The organism is Pseudomonas sp. CHM02 (assembly GCF_000612585.1).
Taxonomy (GTDB): Bacteria; Pseudomonadota; Gammaproteobacteria; order Pseudomonadales; family Pseudomonadaceae; genus Aquipseudomonas.
In genome coordinates, this window is record NZ_JFCA01000008.1 from 75,955 (window position 1) to 97,746 (window position 21,792).

Sequence of the window (21,792 nt, forward strand, 5' to 3'; positions counted from 1 at the left end):
GGCCATGAGTCTGGAAAACCTGTCGTGCCAGAAAAGCTTCGGCGGCTGGCATAAACGCTACAAGCATCACTCCGATGTGCTCGGCTGCGACATGACCTTCGCTGTCTACCTGCCACCGCAAGCAGAGCAGGGCGGCAAGTTGCCGGTGCTGTACTGGTTGTCCGGTCTCACCTGCACCGATGAGAACTTCATGCAGAAGGCCGGCGCCCAGCGCATGGCCGCCGAACTGGGGTTGATCATCGTCGCACCAGACACCAGCCCGCGCGGACCGGGCGTGCCGGGCGACCCGGATAACGCCTGGGACTTCGGCCTCGGCGCCGGCTTCTATCTGAATGCCACACAGGAGCCCTGGGCCCAGCACTATCGGATGCATGACTACGTGGTGCAGGAATTGCCAGCGTTGGTTGAGGCGCATTTCCCGGCTTCGACCAAGCGTGGCATCAGCGGCCACTCCATGGGCGGCCACGGTGCGCTGGTGTGTGCACTGCGCAACCCAGGCCGTTACCTGTCGGTGTCGGCGTTTTCGCCGATCAACAACCCGATGGACTGTCCGTGGGGGCAGAAAGCCTTTTCCCGTTACTTGGGCGAAGAGCGTTCAAAATGGCGTGAGTGGGATGCCTGCGTGCTGATCAGCGAAGCCTCGGAAAAGCTGCCGCTGTTGGTGGACCAGGGTGACCGCGACGATTTCCTCGCCGTGCAACTCAAGCCAGAAGCCCTGCAACAAGCGGCCAAGGCGGCCAACCATCCGTTGGAATTGCGCCTGCAACCCGGCTACGACCACAGCTACTTCTTTATCGCCAGCTTCATCGAAGATCATTTGCGGCACCATGGCCGTGCTTTGCTCGGTTAATGTGAGGCAAAAGTAGGTAGAATCACGCCCTGAATTAAATCGGGGCGTTTTTTTATGCGTATTGGCCACGGCTACGATGTGCACCGTTTCGCCGAAGGCGATTTCATCACCCTGGGCGGCGTGCGCATTGCACACCATCATGGGTTGCTGGCTCATTCCGACGGCGACGTTGTGTTGCATGCCTTGAGCGATGCCTTGCTCGGCGCGGCGGCGTTGGGCGATATCGGCAAGCATTTTCCGGACACCGACCCGACCTTCAAGGGCGCGGACAGCCGTGTATTGCTGCGCCACGTGGTCGGCCTGATCCACGCCAAGGGCTGGAAGGTCGGCAACGTCGACAACACCATCGTGGCCCAGGCGCCGAAGATGGCCCCCCATATCGAGTCGATGCGCGCGCTGATAGCCGCCGACCTGCACATTGAACTGGATCAAGTGAACGTGAAAGCCACCACCACCGAAAAACTCGGGTTCACCGGTCGTGAAGAGGGCATCGCCGTGCACTCCGTTGCCTTGTTGCTGCGCGCATGAATGATCTGCAACTGTTGGGGCCACGGGCCTATGGCGAGGCCCTGGGCAGCGCGGTCCTGAAGGCGACCGCCGAAGACTTCCAGGTCGACGAAGTGCTGGACATTCCGCTGACCGGCGAGGGCGAGCACCTGTGGTTGTGGGTCGAGAAGCGCGGCCTCAACACCGAGGAAGCGGCGCGGCGTATCGCCAAGGCGGCAGGCGTGCCGTTGCGTACCGTCAGCTATGCCGGGCTCAAGGACCGCCAGGCATTGACCCGCCAGTGGTTCAGCGTGCAGCTGCCGGGCAAGGCCGATCCGGACATGAGCGCAGCAGAAAACGACACGCTCAAGATCCTCAAGACCGGTCGCCACAAGCGCAAGCTGCAGCGCGGCGCGCATTCGGCCAACGGTTTTACCTTGCGCCTGACGCAGTTGGCCGGTGATACCGCCGCCATCGACGCGCGGTTGCAACTGATTGCCCAGCATGGCATTCCGAACTATTTCGGTGCCCAGCGCTTTGGCCACAACGGCGGCAATGTGGTGGACGCTCGCGAGTGGGCCGCACGCAAAGCCTTGCCGGAGCAACGCAATGTGCGGTCGCGGCTGCTGTCCACGGCGCGCAGTTTCCTGTTCAACAAGGTGTTGGCGGCACGTGTGGCCGACGGTTCCTGGCAGCGTGCCCAGGTCGGCGACCTGCTGGCGTTTACCGACAGCCGCAGTTTTTTCCCGGCCGGCGAAGCGGAATGCAATGATCCGCGCCTGGCGATTCTGGACCTGCACCCCACCGGGCCGCAGTGGGGCGAAGGCGATTCGCCCGCCAGCGGTGCAACCTTTGAGCTGGAACAGGCGGTTGCCGCCGGTGAAGCCGACCTGCGCGATTGGCTGGTGAATGCCGGCATGAGCCAGGAACGTCGCATTCTGCGACTGCCCATTGGCGGTTTGACGTGGCATTATCCCTCGCTGGACATTCTGCAATTGGAATTCGTCCTGCCGGCCGGATGCTTCGCCACTGTCTTGGTGCGCGAGCTTGTTGATCTGGTGCCGGTGGGGCAGACGGACAACCCATGCGTATTCTGATATCAAACGATGACGGTGCCACCGCACCCGGTCTTGCCGCGCTCTATGCTGCGCTGGAAGATTATGCCGAGTGCGTGGTGGTGGCCCCCGACCAGGACAAGAGCGGCGCCAGCAGTTCGCTGACGCTCGACCGTCCGTTGCACCCGCAAGTCCTGGCCAATGGCTTTATCAGCGTGAACGGCACCCCCACCGACTGCGTCCACCTGGCGATCAACAGCCTGCTGGACCAGGAGCCGGACCTGGTGGTGTCGGGCATCAACCTCGGTGCAAACCTGGGGGATGATGTGCTGTATTCCGGTACCGTGGCGGCGGCCCTTGAAGGGCGCTTCCTGGGCCGTACGGCGTTCGCCTTTTCGTTTGCCTCGCGCCAGCTGGACAACCTGCCCACTGCTGCACATTTCGCGCGCAAGCTGGTGCAAGCCCACGCCTCCCTGGACCTGCCGCCGCGCACGGTGCTCAACGTCAATATTCCCAACTTGCCCCTCGATCATATTCGCGGCATCAAGCTGACGCGCCTGGGCCATCGCGCCCGTGCGGCGGCGCCGTTGAAGGTGGTCGACCCGCGTGGCAAGGAAGGCTATTGGATCGCTGCAGCGGGCGATGCCGAAGACGGCGGCGAGGGCACGGACTTTCATGCGGTGATGCAAGGCTATGTGTCGATTACCCCATTGCAGTTTGATCGCACCTTCAGTGATGCCTTCAGTGGTCTCGATGGCTGGCTGGAGAGGCTGCGCTGATGGGCCGTGAACAAGACGACTTGCTGCGCCGGGGTATCGGGATGACATCCCAGCGTACCCGCGAACGCTTGATCCAGCGCTTGTACGAAGAGGGCTTGTCCAACGCCCAGGTGCTGGAAGTGATCCGGCGTACGCCTAGGCATCTGTTTGTCGATGAAGCCCTGGCCCACCGTGCCTATGAGGATACGGCGCTGCCCATCGGCCATAACCAGACCATTTCCCAGCCGTACATGGTGGCGCGCATGAGCGAGCTGCTGCTGGCGGCGGGGCCCTTGGACAAGGTGCTGGAAATCGGCACCGGCTCCGGTTATCAAACCGCCGTGCTCGCACAGTTGGTCGAGCGGGTGTTTTCGGTGGAGCGCATCAAGGTGCTGCAAGACCGCGCCAAGGAGCGCCTGGTGGAGCTGAACCTGCGCAACGTGGTATTCCGCTGGGGCGATGGCTGGGAAGGCTGGCCGGCGCTGGCGCCGTACAACGGCATCATCGTGACCGCTGTGGCCACCGATGTGCCGCAAGCGTTGCTCGATCAACTCGCTCCCGGCGGGCGCCTGGTGATCCCGGTGGGTTCCGGCGAAGTGCAACAATTGATGCTCATTATCCGTGAGGACGAAGGCTTTTCCCGGCATGTGCTCGGGGCCGTTCGTTTTGTGCCGTTGCTCAATGGCCCGCTGGCCTGATCAATTTTTACCGGCGGTGAATTCTGCTGGCGGGGATGTGTCTTACAGCGGGGTTCATTGAGTCAACATGACTGGCGCAACGATTCAACACGCTGAATGATTGGTTTCAGACGTGTGCCGGTAAAACTCCAATGCCCAGTTATACTTGCGTCATATTTCAAGCCTGATACAGGCGTTCATGTTCAGCCACCACAAAGGGAGCGGCGGGTGAGTCTCACAGGTCTTGCGCAGCGTATGAGTAAAACAAGCTTTCATCGACTGGTGCTTGGCCTTGTCTTCAGTTCCGTGCTGGTAGGGTGTTCCAGCTCCCCAAGTAGCGGCGCGCGGGTAGTTGACCGTAATAATGCCGTACCGCAGAAGCCGACGGTCACCACCGGGCAATACGTGGTACGCAAAGGCGACACGTTGTTCTCGATTGCCTTCCGTTATGGCTGGGACTACAAGGCGCTCGCAGCTCGTAACAATATTCCGGTGCCCTACACGATACATCCCGGTCAGACGATTCGCTTCGACGGTCGTACCGGTTCAACGCCCACGGCGGTTGTGACAAACACTGGATCTTCGCCGTCGTCCTCGAGCAAAACCACCCTCATCACCCGACCTGCGGGCACCGCCGCACCGGCCCCTGCGGCCAAGCCGGCACCCGCGCCACTGCCGCCTGCAGGGCCTGCACCGACTGGTTGGGGATGGCCTTCAAACGGGGTCCTTATTGGAAAATTCTCTTCAAACGGTAGTTTGAATAAAGGCATTGATATCGCCGGGGATTTGGGACAGCCTGTTTTAGCTGCGTCTGATGGGACAGTGGTGTACGCCGGGAGTGGTTTACGGGGCTACGGCGAGCTGGTCATCATCAAACACAGCGATACCTACGTCAGTGCTTACGGCCACAACCGTAGGCTGTTGGTTCGGGAGGGGCAGCAGGTCAAAGTCGGACAGACAATTGCCGAAATGGGGTCAACTGGTACAGACCGGGTGAAACTGCACTTTGAGATTCGCCGTCAAGGGAAGCCTGTAGATCCGCTGCAATTCCTGCCCCGTCGTTGATGTGTTGCACAGCCTGTTCCTCACGTAGAAGGAACAGGCTCCAGCGTTGCCAAGGATAAAGGCGTCGCTTGAGCTTGAGGTCGAACTCACCAAAGGACTATAACAATGGCTCTCAGTAAAGAAGCGCCGGAGTTTGACATCGACGATGAGGTTCTCCTTATGGAGACCGGTATCGCTACGGAATCGATGTCGAATGAGGGACCTGCTGTACCTTCAGTTCGCACCAAATCCAAGAACTCCACCGCGTTAAAGCAACACAAGTACATTGACTACACGCGGGCGCTCGATGCGACCCAGCTGTACCTCAATGAAATCGGCTTTTCCCCTCTGCTGACCCCCGAAGAAGAAGTCCATTTTGCGCGCTTGTCGCAAAAGGGGGATCCGGCTGGGCGCAAGCGCATGATTGAAAGCAACCTGCGCCTGGTGGTGAAAATCGCCCGACGCTACGTCAATCGTGGGCTTTCCCTGTTGGACTTGATCGAGGAAGGCAACCTGGGCTTGATCCGGGCGGTGGAGAAGTTCGACCCTGAGCGGGGCTTCCGCTTTTCAACCTATGCCACCTGGTGGATTCGCCAGACCATCGAACGGGCGATCATGAATCAGACCCGCACGATCCGGTTGCCGATCCATGTAGTCAAGGAGCTCAACGTCTACCTGCGGGCAGCGCGTGAGCTTACCCAAAAACTCGATCATGAACCTTCGCCCGAAGAAATCGCCAACCTGCTGGAGAAGCCGGTAGGTGAGGTCAAACGCATGCTTGGCTTGAACGAGCGCGTGTCTTCGGTCGATGTCTCGCTGGGTCCGGATTCGGATAAAACCCTGTTGGACACCCTGACGGATGATCGTCCTACAGATCCTTGCGAGCTGTTGCAGGACGATGATCTTTCCCAAAGCATTGACCAGTGGCTGTCGGAGCTCACGGACAAGCAGCGTGAAGTGGTGATTCGCCGCTTTGGCCTGCGTGGCCACGAGAGCAGCACCCTGGAAGACGTAGGCCTGGAGATAGGCCTGACCCGTGAGCGGGTGCGGCAGATCCAGGTGGAGGGGCTCAAGCGTCTGCGCGAGATCCTCGAGAAAAATGGCTTGTCGAGTGAGTCGTTGTTTCAATAACGATTGATAAGACAGCTATGACAAAACGCCGGTGCATGGGAATGCACCGGGCGTTTTGCTGTGCGCTGATCATTCGTTGCCAGCACTTCCCCTGTAGGAGCCCGGCTTGCCGGCGATGAGGCCCTCAATACCGCCATCGCCGGCAAGCCGGGCTCCTACAGGGGAGGGTGTAGCACCGAATCCAGGCATAAAAAAACCCCGCTTTTAAGGGCGGGGTCTTTTTGACTAAGTCAGTACAAGTTAGATAACTTGAACTTCTTCAGCTTGCATGCCTTTCTGACCGCGGGTAGCGATGAAAGAAACCTGTTGGCCTTCTTTCAGGCTTTTGAAGCCGTCGGATTGGATAGCTTTGAAGTGAACGAACAGGTCGTCACCGGATTGTGGAGTGATGAAGCCGAAGCCTTTTTCATCGTTGAACCACTTAACGGTACCAGTTTGGCGATTAGACATGGTGTATCTCCTTGGACAAAGTTAACTGCGACTCAGGAAAAGCCCTGGCCGAGACTGAGTGCAAAGAGCAGGAAAAATTCTTGGAGATGGTTGGATCGAAATTCAACATATCGTGTAGAGATTCTCAGTGACACAAGCAGCACAGTGGCGCCACCTTAACCCTTTTTCCGGAACGTGCCAATGGTATTTCCGAAGGTTTCTCCAATTTCGTGACTGGCGGTGGTATTTCCGGTCACTCTGCGCGGTAATACGGGTCCCGGCCCCGCTGGCCGCGGCTTATAGCAACAGTCGCATTCGTCAAGAAAAGCCCCGTGGCCTTTGAACCCCAACGCCGGCCCCGGTAAGATGCCCAACAGAATTTTTCCACCTCGCTATTCAGGACACCCGCCATGAGCATCAAATCGGACAAGTGGATTCGCCGCATGGCGCAAGAACACGGCATGATCGAACCGTTCGTTGAGCGCCAGATTCGTGGCCAGGGCGACGAGCGCGTGATTTCGTACGGCGTTTCCAGCTACGGCTACGACGTGCGTTGCGCCGATGAGTTCAAGGTGTTCACCAACATCAATTCGGCGATCGTCGATCCGAAGAACTTCGACGAAAAGAGCTTCGTCGACGTCAAGAGCGACGTCTGCATCATTCCGCCAAACTCCTTCGCCCTGGCGCGCACCGTGGAGTTCTTCCGTATTCCCCGCGACGTGCTGACCATCTGCCTGGGCAAGAGCACCTACGCGCGTTGCGGGATCATCGTCAACGTGACGCCGCTCGAGCCCGAGTGGGAAGGCCACGTGACCCTGGAGTTCTCCAACACCACCACCTTGCCGGCGAAGATCTACGCCAACGAAGGTGTGGCGCAGATGCTGTTCCTGCAGTCCGACGAGGCCTGTGAAGTGTCCTACAAAGACCGCGCAGGCAAGTACCAGGGCCAGCGCGGCGTCACCCTCCCACGCGCTTGATCGAAAGGTCTTACGCGTAAAGGGAATTAGTCTGCATAAAGTGACTCTATCTAGGTGTACTGCCTCGGCGCGTGTAAAACGCGCCGAGCCACGCTTGAGGAGTCCCCTATGAAGATCGACCCGCGAATCAGCGCAGAACTTGCCCGGCTTGAACCCAACCAGATTGGCGTTCTGGCCTGGTCCCTGATGGCCGATCCTGCTTATGCGGGCGGCATCCCCGGCCAACCCGAGCCGGATTACCCACAACCCACCGAGCCCGGTGAACCAACGCTGCCGGACGAGCCGCCACCCGCGCCTGTCGCCTGATACCTGGGAGGCCGGTCACCGCACTGGCCATACCTCCTGGTCGCCGATCACAAAGACTCGGCGGTCATTGTCCTGCTCCACCGCGAAGCCACCGGTAAACGCACCAAACGCAGGCAGCAAGCTGACCCGCGTGCCGATATGGAAGCACGGCAGCCGCAGGCTCTGCCGGCCCTTGCCGCGCAAGCGATACACGGGATGCACGTGCCCCGCCAGCACATGATGGCTGGGATGAGCGTCCGGTTCGTGCTGCAGGGCGAAAGGGCCCATCAGCAATGGCTCCGGGACCACTTCAATCCTCAAGTCGGCAGGCGGGTCGCCGGCACGCTTGTCGTGATTGCCGCGAATCAGGGTCATCGACAGGTCGGCATGACGTGCGCGCCAGGCGCTCAGCGCACTCAGGGTGCCGCTGGCGTGCGATCCGGGTCCGTGCAGGAAATCGCCAAGAAAGACCATCTGCGCGCACGGTAGCGCCGATAGCAAGCGATCCAGGCGCTGCAGGTTCTCGGTGGTGGTCCCCTGGGGCACCGGTTGGCCCAGGCTGCGATAGGCTGATGCCTTGCCGAAATGCGCGTCGGCAATCAACAGGCACTCGCGTGCAGGCCAGTAAATAGCCTTGTCCGCCAGCAACCACAAGGTTTCTCCCTCAAGTTCCACTGTGCAAACCATCAGCGCTTCCCGTTATCCGCGACTTTTTCCAGGTCCTTGACCATTCGCGCAATGCGCTCCGAGAGTTTTTCCGAACTCATGCTCTCGCGCATCCGCTCAACCAACAGCGGAAAGGCCAGGGGCGTAGGCCGTTCGATCAGGTGCAGGTCGCGTTTCAGCGCTGAAAGATGACGCAACGTCTCGTCCAGCCGGCGAATGTCCAACTCATCGCGCAGGACTTCTTCCCCTGCCTGGGTCAGCAGCAGGTTCTGCGGGTCATATTGCTTGAACACCTCGAAGAACAACCCACTGGACGCCTGCACTTGCCGCGTGCTTTTCGGTGCGCCCGGATACCCGGCAAACACCAGCCCGGCGATCCGTGCGATCTCACGAAAGCGGCGCAGGGCCAGCTCTCCGGCATTCAGGCTGGCCGCCACGTCTTCCAGCAAATGTTCCGGACTCAGCAGTGCTTCATTCAGCATTGCGGGCCAATCCACCTCGGTGGCGCTCAACAGCTCCAGCCCGTAATCATTGACTGCAATCGAAAAAGTCACCGGCTGCCGTTGGCTCACCCGCCACGCCAACAGACTCGCCAGGCCCAGGTGCACCTGGCGCCCGGCGAACGGATACAGAAACAGGTGCCAGCCCTCCCGCGACTTCAACGCCTCGGCCAGCAAATGCTCGCGCGTCGGCAGGCCGGACCAGCGCAGTTGCGTTTGCAGCAGAGGTTGCACGGCCTGCATCTCCGGGCCTTCATAGTGCCCGTGCGCGGCCGCATCAAAGCGCTCGACCACCGCCTGGGCCAGCTCGTTGGAAAGCGGCATGCGCCCACCATTCCAGCGCGGTACGGCGGCTTTTTTCGCGGTGCTGCGCCGTACATAGGCCGTCATGTTTTCCACCCGCACCAACTCCAGTAAACGACCGGCAAATAGAAAACCATCGCCAGGCTTGAGCCGCGCAATAAAGCCCTCTTCGACGCTCCCCAGATGCTTGCCGCCGCCGCCCTTGCTCCAGAATTTCAGCTGGATACTGGCATCGCTGACGATCGTGCCCACGCTCATTCGATGACGACGCGCCAGCCGCGCATCGGGGACACGCCAGATGCCATGCTCGTCCGGCTCCACGCGGCGGTAATCCGGATAGGCGGTCAGTGACAGGCCGCCGTGGCGCACAAAACCCAGGGCCCACGCCCAGTCTGCGTCCGTCAGGTCACGGTAGGCCCAGGCACCGCGCACTTCGGCCAATAACGCATCCGGCGTAAACCCGCCGCCCAGCGCCATGCTTACCAAGTGCTGTACAAGCACATCCAACGGCTTGTGCGGTGATTCCCGGGCTTCGATGCGCCGCTGGGCGATCGCATCCTGAGCCGCTGCGGCTTCCACCAACTCCAGGCTGTGGGTCGGCACCAATGTCACCCGCGATGGCCGCCCCGGTGCATGCCCCGAGCGTCCGGCGCGCTGCATCAGGCGCGCCACGCCTTTGGCCGACCCAATCTGCAGCACCCGCTCCACTGGCAGGAAATCCACCCCCAGGTCCAGGCTCGAGGTGCACACCACGGCCTTGAGCTGGCCGTCTTTCAGCGCCCGCTCCACCCAATCACGGGTTTCTCTCGATAGCGAACCGTGGTGCAGGGCAATCACCCCAGCCCAGTCGGGACGGGCTTCCAGCAACGCCTGGTACCAGATTTCCGATTGTGCCCGCGTGTTGGTAAACACCAGGCAACTGCTGCTGGCATCCACCTCGGCCACCACTTGGGGCAACATCTTCAGGCCGATATGTCCGGCCCAGGGAAAGCGTTCGGCGACGGGCGGCAGCAGGGTGTCGACCTTCAGCTGTTTAGCCGTTTTCCCTTGCACATTGATTCCGTCGCCTTGCGGAACCAGCACTTCCAAGGCGTGGGATTGATTACCCAACGTTGCCGAAATGCCCCACACCATCAAATCGGGATGCCAACGCCGTAATCGCGCCAGCGCCAGCTGCAGCTGCACGCCGCGCTTGTTGCCGATCAATTCATGCCATTCATCCACGACCACCATGCGCAGGTGCGCCAGGCTTGTTTCGCTGTCCGCACGCGCCAGCATCAGGGTCAGGCTTTCCGGGGTGGTGACCAGTGCGGTGGGCTGGCGTCGGGTCTGGCGGGCGCGCTCGCTGTTGCGGGTATCACCGGTGCGCAGGCCGACGCTCCAGGGAATCTGCAAGGCTTCAAGCGGTGCTTCGAGGGCGCGCGCGGTGTCGGCCGCGAGGGCACGCATGGGCGTGATCCACAGCACCGTCAGTGGTTCAGCGGGCGGTTTGCGTTTACCCGTCACGGACGGGCGAGTGATGGCGAAGCGATTGAGGGCGGCAAACCACAGCGCATAGGTTTTACCCGCGCCGGTGCTGGCATGCAGCAACCCCGACCGGCCCCCCTTGACCGCCGCCCACACGTCTTTTTGAAAGGCGAACGGCTTCCAGGCTTTGGCGGCAAACCATTGTTTGGCGAAGTCGATAGGTTTTGCCATACGGCGGCTGAGACTCTGGAAGGCCTATTCCACAGACCTTCACCGAGCGTCAAAGGTTTAACGCAATCCTTGCAGGAGCCGGCAAGCCGGCTCCTTCAGGTTATTTCAGGTTACCGCTGAGGAACTGCTGCAAACGCTCGCTCTTCGGATTGCCCAGCACCTCTTCCGGCGCGCCTTGTTCCTCCACCAGGCCCTTGTGCAGGAACAGCACCTGGCTCGACACCTTGCGTGCGAAGCTCATCTCGTGGGTCACCATGATCATGGTGCGGCCTTCCTCGGCCAGGCCCTGGATCACCTTCAACACTTCCCCCACCAATTCCGGGTCGAGGGCCGAGGTGGGTTCGTCGAACAGCATCACCTCTGGCTCCATCGCCAGGGCGCGGGCGATGGCGACGCGTTGCTGCTGGCCGCCGGACAGGAACGCCGGGTATTGGTCGGCCACGCGCGCCGGCAAACCCACCTTGTCCAGGTAGCGACGGGCGCGGTCTTCGGCGTCCTTCCTGCTGCAGCCCAGCACCCGGCGCGGGGCCGTGGTGATGTTTTCCAGCACACTCATGTGGCTCCACAGGTTGAAGTGCTGGAACACCATTGCCAGGCGCGTACGCAGGCGCTGCAGTTCGGCGTCATCGGCCACGCGCATGCCGTGGCGGTCGCTGACCATGCGGATCGGCTGGCCGTCGAGGGTCATGGCGCCGTCGTTGGGGGTTTCCAGGAAGTTGATGCAGCGCAAGAAGGTGCTCTTGCCCGAGCCGCTGGCGCCGATCAGGCTGATCACGTCGCCGGTCTTGGCCTTGAGCGAAACACCTTTGAGCACCTCATTGTCGCCATAGCTTTTATGCAGGCCTTCAACGGTCAATTTGTACATGGGGCATGCATCCTCAAGGCGAAAGTAGATAGCCGCTGCGGTAGGCCTCGGTGCCGGCGACATGGCCGATGACCATCCCGGCAGTGGCCATGCGGCGCAGCGAACGGGCGTAAAGCAGGCCGGCCTTCTGGCAGCGCACCGGCGTTACGCGGTCGGAAATGGGGTCGATGATTTCGGCGATCAATTGCCCGGCTTCCAGGTATTCACCCGGCAGCGCGCTGAACACCAGCAAGCCGCCCACGGGGGTCGCCACCGGTTCAACGCCGGCCAGCGGGGTGGCCGGGTAGGGCAGGTCGGGCAGCGGCGCTGCATCCCCCGCGATGGCGCCGAAGTGAATCAGGTAATCAATGATCGCCTGGCAGTCGAGGCTGGCCAGGCCATGGTTGACGTCGCCCTGGCCGCGCAGCTCGACGGTCACCGAAAAGCTGCCCATGGGGATCGGGAAGCGCTCGCCGAAGCGTTGCTGCAACTGCCACCACACCAAGGTGAAACACTCATCGAAGGATTGCCCGCCAGAATCGGTCGCCAGCAAATTGGCCTCCGAACCGATGTACCGCGCCAACGGTTCCACCTGCGGCCAGGCCTCGGGCGTGGTGTACAGGTGCGCGACGGCTTCGAAGTCGCAATGCAGGTCCAGCACCATATCGGCATCGCAGGCCAGGCGTTGCAGCACCAGGCGCTGGGATTGCAACTGGGTGTCGGCGCGTTGCGCGGCGAGGGCGGTGGACAGCGCGGCGCGCACCAACTCGACGTTCTGCCGGGGATCGTCCCCGAGCAACGCCTCGATCTGGTCACCCACCGTTTCACCGAGGTCGACAAACAGGCGATTGAAGTTCTGCCCGCTCTCAAGTTCGTATCGGCCCAGCGGAATATCCATCAACACCTGTTCCAGGCCGACCGGATTGGCGATGGGCACCAGCACAATCTCGCTGCGCAGGCGCCCGGCCGCTGCCAGCTTCGCCAACTGCACCTTGAGGTGCCAGGCCACCAGCATGCCCGGCAGTTCATCGGCATGCAGCGACGACTGGATATAGATCTTGCCCTCGGCCTGTTCCGGGCCGAAGTGAAAACTGTGAATCTGCCGCGCCGTGCCTGGCACCGGCGCGATCAACTCATGGACGTGATGCCGCATGCATGCTCCTTAATGGCTCGGCCCGAGGAAAGCCAGCCAGCGGCGCTCCGCCAGACGAAACAGACCGACCAGGGCAAAGGTCACGGTCAGGTAGATCAGCGCAGCGATACCGAATGATTGAAAGGTCATAAAGGTAGCCGAGTTGGCATCCCGCGCCACTTTGAGGATGTCTGGGATCGTTGCGGTGAAGGCCACTGTGGTCGAGTGCAGCATCAGGATCACTTCATTGCTGTAGTAGGGCAACGCGCGACGCAGCGCCGACGGCATGATCACGTAGGCATAGAGCTTCCACCCGGTCAGGCCGTAGGCCTTGGCTGCCTCGACTTCACCGTGGGCCATGCTGCGGATCGCCCCGGCGAAAATCTCCGTGGTGTAGGCACAGGTGTTGAGGGCGAACGCCAGGATGGTGCAGTTCATCGCGTCGCGGAAGAACGCATCCAGCAGCGGTTGCTCGCGCACGGCGGCGATGCTGTAGATGCCGGTGTAGCAGATCAGCAACTGGATATAGAGCGGCGTGCCCCGGAACAGATAGGTGTAGAACTGCACCGGCCAACGCACCAGGCGCTTGCGCGACACACGGGCAATGGACAGTGGGATCGACACCAGGAAGCCGATGACCAGGGCAGCGGTGAGCAGCCACATCGTCATGGCCAGGCCGGTGATGTGCTGGCCGTCGCTATAAAGGAAGGGACGCCAGTATTCCTGCAAGAGTTCGATCATCGTACGGCCTCCCGTGCGCCTGCGGAGTAGCGACGTTCAAGGCGACGCAGGACGAAGTTGGACGCGCTGGTGATCAACAGGTAGATCAGCGCGGCGAGCACCAGGAAATAGAACAACTGGTAAGTGCTCTTGCCCGCATCCTGGGCGGCCTTGACCAGGTCGGCCAGGCCGATGATCGACACCAGGGCCGTGGCCTTGAGCATCACCATCCAGTTATTGCCGATACCCGGCAGGGCAAAGCGCATCATTTGCGGGAAGGTCACGTAGCGAAACCGCTGGCCGCGCTTGAGCCCATAGGCCGTGGCGGCTTCCAGTTGGCCGCGCGGTACCGCGAGGATCGCGCCGCGAAAGGTCTCGGTGAAGTACGCACCGTAGATAAAGCCCAGGGTGATCACCCCGGCGCTGAATGGGTCGATCTCGATGTATTCCCATTCCATGAAGTCGGTCAGGCCGGTGAGCCAGGTTTGCAGGCTGTAGAAAATCAGCAGCATCAGCACCAGGTCGGGCACGCCACGGATCAGCGTGGTGTAGAGCTGGGCGGGGATGCGAAGGAAGGGCAGGCTGGACAATTTGGCGCTGGCGCCGATCAGCCCCAGCAATACGCTGACGGCCAGGGACAGCACCGACAACTTGATCGTCATCCAGGTGCCTTGCAGCAACAGCGGGCCGAAACCCTTCAGGCTGAGTGCGCTCAACCCGAGGGTTTGCAACAGTTCTTCGAACATAAATCAGGACCTATGGCGATAAAAAAGCGCCCCTCCAGGGGAAGAGCGCTCCAGGCATTATTTGCCGCTGTACAGGTTCAGATCGCCAAAGTGTTTCTTCTGGATGGTGGCGTAGGTGCCATCATCGTGTAACGCTTTGATACCTTTATCCAAAAGCGCCTTCAGTTCAGTGTTACCTTTTTTGATACCGATGGCGGTTTTCGATGGCAGCAACGGGTCGTCGATGGCGGCGCTGACTTCATACCCGGCACCGGCCGGCGACTTCAAAAAGCCCAGTTCGGCTTGCAGCATGTCTTGCACGGAAGCGTCGAGACGCCCGGAGGTCAGGTCGGCGTACACCTGGTCCTGGTTGGCGTAGGCCTTGGTGGTCACACCGGCTTTATCCAGCACGGCCTTGGCGTAGGCTTCCTGGATGGTGCCTTGCTCGTAGCCCACGGATTTGCCCTTGAGGGACTCAGGCGTCGAGTAGCCAGCGCCTTTCTTGAACACCAGCGAGGTAGGGCCGGAGAACAGCTCATTGGAGAAGTCGATGGCCTTTTCACGCACCGGGGTCACGGTCATGGACGAAATCACGCCGTCGAACTTGTTGGCTTTGAGGCCTGGAATCATGCCGTCGAAATCACTTTCGACCCATTTGCACTTCACTTTCAGCTCGGCGCAGATCGCATTGCCCAGGTCGATATCGAAGCCCACCAGGCTGCCGTCGGCGGCCTTGGACTCGAACGGCGCGTAGGACGGATCGACACCAAAACGCAGTTCCTTGTATTCCTTGGCCAGCGCGGTACCTGCGGCCATGCACAGAGCCAGTGCAGAAAGGGTCAGCAATGCTTTTTTCATTATGTAATCCCTGGAAACCAAGATAAGCGCTTGTGGCGCGTTTAGGACTGTTACTGAACGGTGTCAGACGGATCTCAAGTAGCAATTTCTGCACCATAGTTCCGAATGAGCGTTTTAAAAGGTGAGACAAGGGCGAGCGAAGTGTAGGAGATGCCCGAAAATGGGCGCGCAAAAAACAGTGCACCAATTTGGTTCTGGCGCAGATCAATAATGTGGGAGCTGGCTTGCCTGCGATGGCGGTGGATCAGCGAATTCATTTTTCACTGACACGCCGCCATCGCAGGCAAGCCAGCTCCCACAAGGATTTGTGCCATTTTTAACCAAGGAGTCAGGTCAGCAGGTCTTGCAGGGTCGCGAGGTTGTCAGCGTCGTCCACCGCCTTATCCTGCCGCCAACGCAACATCCGTGGAAACCGCACCGCAATCCCACTCTTGTGCCGCTTGGACAGGGCAATGCCTTCGAACCCCAGTTCAAACACCATGCTCGGGGTCACGCTGCTCACCGGGCCGAATTTTTCCACCGTGGTCTTGCGCACGATGGCATCGACCTTGCGCATTTCTTCGTCGGTCAGGCCGGAGTAGGCCTTGGCAAACGGTACCAGCGTGCGTTCGCTGCCGGACGGGCCGTCCCACACCGCGAAGGTGTAGTCGCTATAGAGGCTGGCGCGTCGGCCGTGGCCGCGCTGCGCATAGATCAGCACCGCATCGACGCTGAATGGGTCGACCTTCCACTTCCACCACACGCCCATGTCCTTGGTGCGGCCCACGCCGTACAGGCCATCACGTGCCTTGAGCATCATTCCTTCCACACCCAGGCTGCGGGAGGCTTCGCGTTGTTCGGCCAGCGCTTCCCAGGTGGTTCCGGTCAACAACGGTGACGCGAGCAACACCGGTTGGTTGCACTGGGCAATGACGTGCTCAAGTTGGGCGCGGCGCTCGGCCTGGGTGTGGTTGCGCCAGTCTTCGCCCTGATGTTCCAGCAGGTCGTAGGCCAGCACCGCGACCGGGGCATCCTCCAGCACCTTCTTGCTCAAGGTCTTGCGGCCGATCCGTTGTTGCAGCAGGGCGAAGGGTTGCACCGCGTCCTTCCACACCACGATTTCGCCGTCGATCACCGTGCCATCGGGCAGACCACTCACCAGGCTATGGAGTTCGGGGAAGCGCTCGGTGACCAGTTCCTCGCCACGGGACCAGATCCACAGGTGGCCGTCACGCTTGACCAACTGCGCACGGATGCCATCCCACTTCCATTCCACTTGCCAGTCGGCGGGAGCACCGAGCAGCGCGTCGAATTGCTCCACCGGTTGCGCCAAGCCATGGGCGAGAAAAAACGGATAAGGCTGCCCGCCCCGTTGCGCATGTTCGTCGCACGATTCGGCGGCGATCAGCTTGAGGTAGCCCTCGGGTGTAGGGCGATTGGACAGATCGGTGTAGCCCACCAACCGCTGTGCCACGCGCTTGCTGTCGAGGTCGGCCATGGCGGCGAGGGCGCGAGTGACCAGCAACTTGGACACGCCGACGCGAAAACTGCCGGTGATCAACTTGATGCACACCATCAGGCTGGGCTGATCCAGTTGCGCCCATAACGCCGGCAAGCGTTCAGCCAACTCCAGCGCAGGCAAGCCACGCAGCGGTAGGAGTTTTTCCTCCAGCCACACGGCCAGTCCGTCCTCTGAGGTGTAGGAGGATTCGGGTAACAGCAGGGAAATGGTCTCCGCCAAGTCGCCCACCGACTGGTAGCTTTCCTCAAACAGCCACGGCTCGATACCGGACGCTTCGGTGGCCATGTCCCTGAGCAGGCGCGTGGGCACCAATTGCCGGGGCCGTCCACCGGACAAGAAATACACGGCCCACGCCGCATCGTCTGGCGCTGCCTGCCGGAAGTAGGCTTGCAGCGCAGCAAGCTTGGCGTTGCTCGAGGTGGTGGCATCGAGGTTGGCATACAGCTCCGCGAAGGCTTTCATGCGCCGGCCTCCTCTTCGTCATCTCCGTATTCGGTGGTGAAACCCTGGGCATCCAGGCCTTTTTCCCGCAGATGGCGCACCAGTACGCCGACAGAGCCGTGGGTGACCATCACCCGCTCGGCGCCGGTTTGCTCGATGGCCCACAACAGGCCGGGCCAATCGGCGTGGTCCGACAGCACGAAGCCACGGTCGACCCCGCGCCGACGACGGGTGCCGCGCAGGCGCATCCAGCCGCTGGCGAAGGCGTCGCTGTAGTCGCCGAAACGCTTGATCCAGCTGCTGCCGCCAGCGGAGGGTGGGGCGATGATCAGGGCCTGGCGCAGCAGTGGGTCGGTCTTCTTGAAGTCACCGGCGTAGAGGGTTTCAGGGATATAGATGCCGGCCTCGCGGTACACCCGGTTCAACGGCTCGACCGCGCCGTGGCTGAGGATCGGACCGATGCTGGCGTCGATGCCATGCAGGATGCGCTGGGCCTTGCCGAAGGAATAACAGAACAGCACGCTGGCCTTGCCGGCGGCGATATTCGCCTGCCACCAATCGTTGATCCCGGCGAAGATCTGCGCCTGGGGCTGCCAGCGGTAGATCGGCAGGCCGAAGGTGGATTCGGTGATAAAGGTGTGGCAGCGCACCGGTTCAAAGGGCGCGCAGGTGCCGTCGGGTTCTACCTTGTAGTCGCCGGACGCGACCCAGACTTCGCCCTGGTATTCCAGGCGCACCTGGGCCGAGCCGAGCACATGCCCGGCGGGGTGAAAACTCAGGGTGACGCCGTGGTGGACCAGCTTTTCGCCGTAGGCCAGGGTTTGCAGGTTGATGTCCTGGCCCAGGCGTGAACGCAGGATGCCTTCGCCGGAGGCGGCCGCCAGGTAGTGCTGGTTGCCCGTGCGGGCGTGGTCACCATGGGCATGGGTGATGACCGACCGCTCCACCGGGCGCCATGGGTCGATGTAGAAATCACCGGCGGGGCAGTAGAGGCCTTCGGGGCGGGCGATGACAAGGTCCATGGGGTGACCGTGGGCGATGGGCTTATCAGGTAGGAGGCGGGCGGAGGAGGAGAAGTTCGATTAACTATTTGTGGTGAGCAGGCTTGTTGTGGTGAGCAAGCTTGTTTGTGGTGAGCAAGTTTGTTTGTGGTGAGCGGGCTTGCCCCGCGCTGGGCTGCGAAGCAGCCCCAATAAAAACACCGCGTTCTATTCAGGAGAACGCGGTGTCTGGGTCTAGGGCCGCTTCGCGCCCCAGCGCGGGGCAAGCCCGCTCACCACAAACAAGCCCGCTCACCACAACAAGCCCGCTCACCACAGTAAGCCACTTCCACCTTTAGATCCGGTTATTTACCGGGAGTCAGGGTCAGCCTGGCCTTCCCATACACCTTCTCGAAGTTCTGCGGCTGCATCGGGAAGCTCAGGTACTGCGCCTTGAGCGACGGGTCGATGCCATTGGCATAGTTCGGGCTGGCCGGGTTGCCGGATTGGCCGATGCCACCCTGGCCCATCATCGGCTCCACCTGGCCGAAGTCGACGATCATGCGCAGCGCCGGCACCTGGGTGGTGGTGAAGTCCTGGCCCCAATTGTAGGGCGCCGGGTTCAAGGTGTTGTGGTCGCCACCAGACGCCAGTGGGCCGCGAATCACCTGGCCATGGGTGTTTTTCCAGGTGGTGGTGTGCAGTTTGCCCCACTGCCAGGCCTTGTGGTCGGCACCCAACTGGCTGTCACCGGCGCTGATCGCGGCGGCCAGGCTGCGGGCGAGGATCGCCGGTTTGTCTTCCTTCTGCGGGGTGCGCACGTCATCCCAGAACGGGCTGTCTTCACGGCCCAGCAAATGGTCGGCCTGGGCGGCGTAGGACAGGCTGGCATTGCTGACAAAGGCCTTCCAGCTGGCGCTGTTTTCCGGGCCGAGTTCGTCGAGGAAGATCTGCTTGGTGCTTTCCTGCAGGAACAGTTCGTAGAGCGCGGCGTCGGCGGAGGTGGACACCAGGCGGCCGTCGAATGCCATCAGGCGACCCAGCGCTTCACGGGCCTTGGCCTGTTCGGCTGCTGGCAGTGCGTCAATTGCCTGTTTCAGCGGCTGGGCCATGCCCGGTGCCTGGAACAGGGTCTTGAGCTTGGCGGCGAAGGGGGTGGTCTGGTCGTACTGCATGGCGATCACGCTGCGACTGTCGTGCTTGCCGGCATTGGCCAATTGCGCGAGGCGCTCGCTACGTTCCGGAGCGTCCCACGAATTGGACAACTGCATGCCGTAACCGCGTGGCGCGGTGCGCTGGTTGGCGGTGCCGATCCAGCCTTGCGGCGGGTCCTGGTCATACGGGTGCAGCATCGCGTCGGCGTAACCGTCCCAGTCGAAGCGTGTGTCCCAGCCCGGCGAGGGCAGCAAGCCTTCGCCTTCGCGACGGTTGGGGAAGCGGCCGGTGACTTGCCAGCCAATGTTGCTGGCGTCGGCGAAGATCATGTTCAGCGCGATGGCGCGGATTTCCCGGGTCGCGTCCGAGGCTTTGCCGGCGTTTTGCGCACGGGACAAGTCGAAGAACGCATCCAGGCTCTTGTCGTCCTTGAAGTCCGCGGTTTGCAGGGCCAGGCCCAGGCCGGTGGTCAGCGCCTGGCTGCTGTTGAGCAGGGCGCCGTGGCGGGTTTCGTACACCACTTCGCGAATCGAGCGCTGGCCTTTGATGAAGAAGGTTTCGTTACGTACACCGGCCGGTAGCCATTTGCCGTTGTTCTCGTAGTACAACGCGCTGCCCTGGCGTTTGACCTTTTCCAGGAACAGGTCCTGGGTGTCGCCCTTGACCGTGCTCATGCTCCACGCGACTTTGCCGTTGAAACCGGACAACAGGGTCGGCAGGCCGGCAATCGAAGCGCCCACGGCCTGGTACTTCGGTGCGCGGATCTGCACGTAGCTCCACGCAGACGGCGCTTGCGGCTGGGCGGCGAGGTCGCCTGCCAGCAGGCTTTTACCGCTGCGGCTGCGCTGCGGACCGATCGCCCAGTTGCTCGACGTGGTCACCGCCAGTGCATTGAGGCTGCTCAGTTGCTGGCCGACCGCGTCCAACCCGGCGAGACCGGTGATCTGGCCCAGGTTCACGCCCTTGAGTTTCTCGGCCTCGGCCAACGGGATCGCTTCATCCGGCGCGCTCGGGGTCAGCCAGGCGAGTTTGTCGATGCCGACCTTCTGAGCCAGCACCAGGGACGAAATCTCTTCCTGCAGGTTGGCCGACTCGCTGAAATTCAGCAGGCAGAACAGCAGCGCCGAATCTTCCGGCTTCCAGTACTCGGGCTTGTAGCCGGTCTGGGCCAGGTCTGGCGGCAGCTTGTCGCGATAGCGGAACAGGTAGGCGTTGACGCCACGCGCATACACTTCGAAGAAGCGCTTGAGGCGCGGGCTTGAAGCGTTATACAGCTCGCCGGCGCTTTTCTTCAGGTTGACCGCACGCATGAAGCGGTCGACATCCAGCACCTCGGGGCCGGACATTTCTGCCAGGCGGCCCTGGGCCAGCAGGCGCAGGGTGACCATCTGGGTGATGCGGTCGCTGGCATGCACGTAACCGAGGCTGAACAGCGCGTCATGGAAGGTGTTGCTTTCGATCAGCGGCATGCCCTGGGCATTGCGGCGTACCGATACGTTCTGCGCCAGGCCTTTGAGTGGCTGTACGCCGGCGACCGGGGGCAGGGTGTCCTGGGTGCTCTGGAGCTGGCAACCGGCCAGGCTCAATGCACTGGCCACTGCCGCGGCAACGCCGAACCGGGGAAGAAAATGTGAGAGGGCTGGCGAGGCCATGGCAAAGCTCCTGCGGGGGGTAGCGTCAGTAAAGGCGCTACGTTAGTGAGCGCGGCGAAACGACGCAAGCGGGAGTCGATGCTTATTTGTCGATTGATTTGTAGAACGCGTAATAACTGTAGGAGCCGGCTTGCCGGCGATGAGGCCGTCAGCCTCAGCGAAGAGGGCGACTGTTCAATCGCCATCGCCGGCAAGCCGGCTCCTACAAAGGGCCAGGCTCAGGATTTGGGCGGATTCACTTTCTGGACCAGCTCATACGCCCGGATCGTCGCCGGCCGTTCCTTGATGCTGTTGAACCAGCGATGCACATGTGGGAAGTCTTCCAGGCGTTGGCTTTGCCACTTGTGGGAAACGATCCACGGGTAGATCGCCATGTCGGCGATGCTGTAGTCCTCACCCGCCACGAACGCACGGTCCGCCAGACGCCGGTCCAGTACCCCGTAAAGACGTGCGGTTTCATCCACGTAGCGCTTGATCGCGTAGGGGATTTTCTCCGGCGCGAACTGGCTGAAGTGATGATTCTGGCCGGCCATGGGCCCCAGGCCGCCCATCTGCCAGAACAGCCATTGCAGCGCTTCCTGGCGACCGCGCAGGTCTTTTGGAATGAATTGGCCGGTCTTTTCCGCGAGGTACAGCAGGATCGCACCGGATTCAAACAGCGAAATCGGTGCGCCGCCGTCGGTCGGGTTCTGATCGACGATGGCTGGGATACGGTTGTTGGGAGCGATCTTCAGGAAGTCAGGCTTGAACTGGTCGCCCTGGCCAATGTTGATCGGATGCACCTTGTAGGGCAGCCCGGCTTCTTCCAGGAACAGTGATACTTTGTGGCCGTTGGGGGTAGTCCAGTAATACAGGTCGATCATGAAGCTCTCCAAAAGTGGTGATGCTTGAGCGAATGCCTGTAGGTATAGGTAATGTTGGGGGG

The 21,792-nt window shown here is 61.5% G+C and carries 22 protein-coding genes; 9 read left to right on the forward strand and 13 right to left on the reverse strand.

What is annotated here, in order from left to right:
* Positions 1–4: 4 nt before the first annotated feature.
* From fghA to rpoS, 7 genes are all read left to right on the forward strand, one after another.
* Entirely contained in the window at positions 5–850 is an 846-nt protein-coding gene (gene fghA / locus BM70_RS0105945; RefSeq protein ID WP_025855144.1) for an S-formylglutathione hydrolase, read from the forward strand.
* 54 nt (positions 851–904) lie between these two features.
* A complete protein-coding gene (gene ispF / locus BM70_RS0105950; RefSeq protein WP_025855145.1) occupies positions 905–1,378 on the forward strand; it encodes a 2-C-methyl-D-erythritol 2,4-cyclodiphosphate synthase in 474 nt (157 codons plus the stop codon).
* Entirely contained in the window at positions 1,375–2,433 is a 1,059-nt protein-coding gene (gene truD, locus BM70_RS0105955) for a tRNA pseudouridine(13) synthase TruD (RefSeq protein ID WP_025855146.1), read from the forward strand. The genes ispF and truD overlap by 4 nt, the downstream gene beginning before the upstream one ends.
* Positions 2,421–3,170 carry a 5'/3'-nucleotidase SurE gene (surE, locus tag BM70_RS0105960; protein ID WP_025855147.1) on the forward strand — a complete coding sequence of 250 codons (750 nt, stop codon included), beginning with the start codon at positions 2,421–2,423 and terminating at the stop codon, positions 3,168–3,170. Before truD ends, surE begins: the two co-directional genes overlap by 13 nt.
* Before the next feature lie 41 nt (positions 3,171–3,211).
* Positions 3,212–3,847, forward strand: coding sequence for a protein-L-isoaspartate(D-aspartate) O-methyltransferase (locus tag BM70_RS0105965; protein ID WP_010563544.1), 636 nt, complete (start codon positions 3,212–3,214; stop codon positions 3,845–3,847).
* A 207-nt stretch (positions 3,848–4,054) separates the two neighbouring features.
* Complete coding sequence (locus tag BM70_RS31120) at positions 4,055–4,891, forward strand: peptidoglycan DD-metalloendopeptidase family protein (RefSeq protein ID WP_043274173.1); 837 nt, start codon at positions 4,055–4,057, stop codon at positions 4,889–4,891.
* Positions 4,892–4,996: 105 nt separating this feature from the next.
* Positions 4,997–6,001 carry an RNA polymerase sigma factor RpoS gene (gene rpoS, locus BM70_RS0105980; RefSeq protein WP_025855149.1) on the forward strand — a complete coding sequence of 335 codons (1,005 nt, stop codon included), beginning with the start codon at positions 4,997–4,999 and terminating at the stop codon, positions 5,999–6,001.
* A gap of 240 nt (positions 6,002–6,241) precedes the next feature.
* On the opposite strand, the gene BM70_RS0105985 is transcribed toward rpoS, so the two are convergent.
* Positions 6,242–6,451 (reverse strand): cold-shock protein, encoded by a 210-nt coding sequence (locus tag BM70_RS0105985; RefSeq protein WP_002554837.1) that lies wholly within the window; start codon positions 6,449–6,451, stop codon positions 6,242–6,244.
* A 389-nt stretch (positions 6,452–6,840) separates the two neighbouring features.
* Here BM70_RS0105985 and dcd point away from each other — a divergent pair, with 389 nt between their 5' ends.
* A complete protein-coding gene (dcd, locus tag BM70_RS0105990) occupies positions 6,841–7,407 on the forward strand; it encodes a dCTP deaminase (protein WP_025855150.1) in 567 nt (188 codons plus the stop codon).
* Between the two features lie 108 nt (positions 7,408–7,515).
* Positions 7,516–7,713 carry a hypothetical protein gene (locus tag BM70_RS0105995; RefSeq protein ID WP_010212420.1) on the forward strand — a complete coding sequence of 66 codons (198 nt, stop codon included), beginning with the start codon at positions 7,516–7,518 and terminating at the stop codon, positions 7,711–7,713.
* Positions 7,714–7,728: 15 nt separating this feature from the next.
* Here BM70_RS0105995 and pdeM read toward each other — a convergent pair whose 3' ends face one another.
* The 12 genes from pdeM to BM70_RS0106050 form a co-directional block, all read right to left on the reverse strand.
* Positions 7,729–8,379: a ligase-associated DNA damage response endonuclease PdeM gene (pdeM, locus tag BM70_RS0106000; RefSeq protein ID WP_025855151.1), complete on the reverse strand. Its 651-nt coding sequence runs from the start codon at positions 8,377–8,379 to the stop codon at positions 7,729–7,731.
* A complete protein-coding gene (locus tag BM70_RS0106005) occupies positions 8,379–10,859 on the reverse strand; it encodes a ligase-associated DNA damage response DEXH box helicase (RefSeq protein ID WP_025855152.1) in 2,481 nt (826 codons plus the stop codon). The genes pdeM and BM70_RS0106005 overlap by 1 nt, the downstream gene beginning before the upstream one ends.
* Before the next feature lie 100 nt (positions 10,860–10,959).
* Positions 10,960–11,724, reverse strand: a complete 765-nt coding sequence (locus tag BM70_RS0106010) for an ABC transporter ATP-binding protein (RefSeq protein ID WP_025855153.1) — start codon at positions 11,722–11,724, stop codon at positions 10,960–10,962.
* Positions 11,725–11,737: 13 nt separating this feature from the next.
* On the reverse strand, positions 11,738–12,856 hold the full coding sequence (locus tag BM70_RS0106015) for a succinylglutamate desuccinylase/aspartoacylase family protein (RefSeq protein WP_025855154.1): 1,119 nt from the start codon (positions 12,854–12,856) through the stop codon (positions 11,738–11,740).
* A 9-nt stretch (positions 12,857–12,865) separates the two neighbouring features.
* Positions 12,866–13,576: an ABC transporter permease gene (locus BM70_RS0106020; protein WP_025855155.1), complete on the reverse strand. Its 711-nt coding sequence runs from the start codon at positions 13,574–13,576 to the stop codon at positions 12,866–12,868.
* The gene (locus BM70_RS0106025) at positions 13,573–14,301 is read right to left on the reverse strand and encodes an ABC transporter permease (RefSeq protein ID WP_025855156.1); all 729 of its coding nucleotides are present in this window, start codon (positions 14,299–14,301) and stop codon (positions 13,573–13,575) included. The genes BM70_RS0106020 and BM70_RS0106025 overlap by 4 nt, the downstream gene beginning before the upstream one ends.
* 57 nt (positions 14,302–14,358) lie before the next feature.
* Positions 14,359–15,138, reverse strand: a complete 780-nt coding sequence (locus BM70_RS0106030; protein ID WP_025855157.1) for a transporter substrate-binding domain-containing protein — start codon at positions 15,136–15,138, stop codon at positions 14,359–14,361.
* Positions 15,139–15,212: 74 nt separating this feature from the next.
* Complete coding sequence (locus BM70_RS33015) at positions 15,213–15,395, reverse strand: hypothetical protein (protein ID WP_155952130.1); 183 nt, start codon at positions 15,393–15,395, stop codon at positions 15,213–15,215.
* A 71-nt stretch (positions 15,396–15,466) separates the two neighbouring features.
* The gene (locus BM70_RS0106035) at positions 15,467–17,101 is read right to left on the reverse strand and encodes an ATP-dependent DNA ligase (RefSeq protein ID WP_025855158.1); all 1,635 of its coding nucleotides are present in this window, start codon (positions 17,099–17,101) and stop codon (positions 15,467–15,469) included.
* Positions 17,098–18,102, reverse strand: coding sequence for a ligase-associated DNA damage response exonuclease (locus BM70_RS0106040; protein WP_025855159.1), 1,005 nt, complete (start codon positions 18,100–18,102; stop codon positions 17,098–17,100). Before BM70_RS0106040 ends, BM70_RS0106035 begins: the two co-directional genes overlap by 4 nt.
* 323 nt (positions 18,103–18,425) lie before the next feature.
* Positions 18,426–20,867, reverse strand: a complete 2,442-nt coding sequence (locus tag BM70_RS0106045; RefSeq protein ID WP_025855160.1) for a penicillin acylase family protein — start codon at positions 20,865–20,867, stop codon at positions 18,426–18,428.
* A gap of 218 nt (positions 20,868–21,085) precedes the next feature.
* Entirely contained in the window at positions 21,086–21,730 is a 645-nt protein-coding gene (locus BM70_RS0106050; protein ID WP_025855161.1) for a glutathione S-transferase N-terminal domain-containing protein, read from the reverse strand.
* Positions 21,731–21,792: the final 62 nt, after the last annotated feature.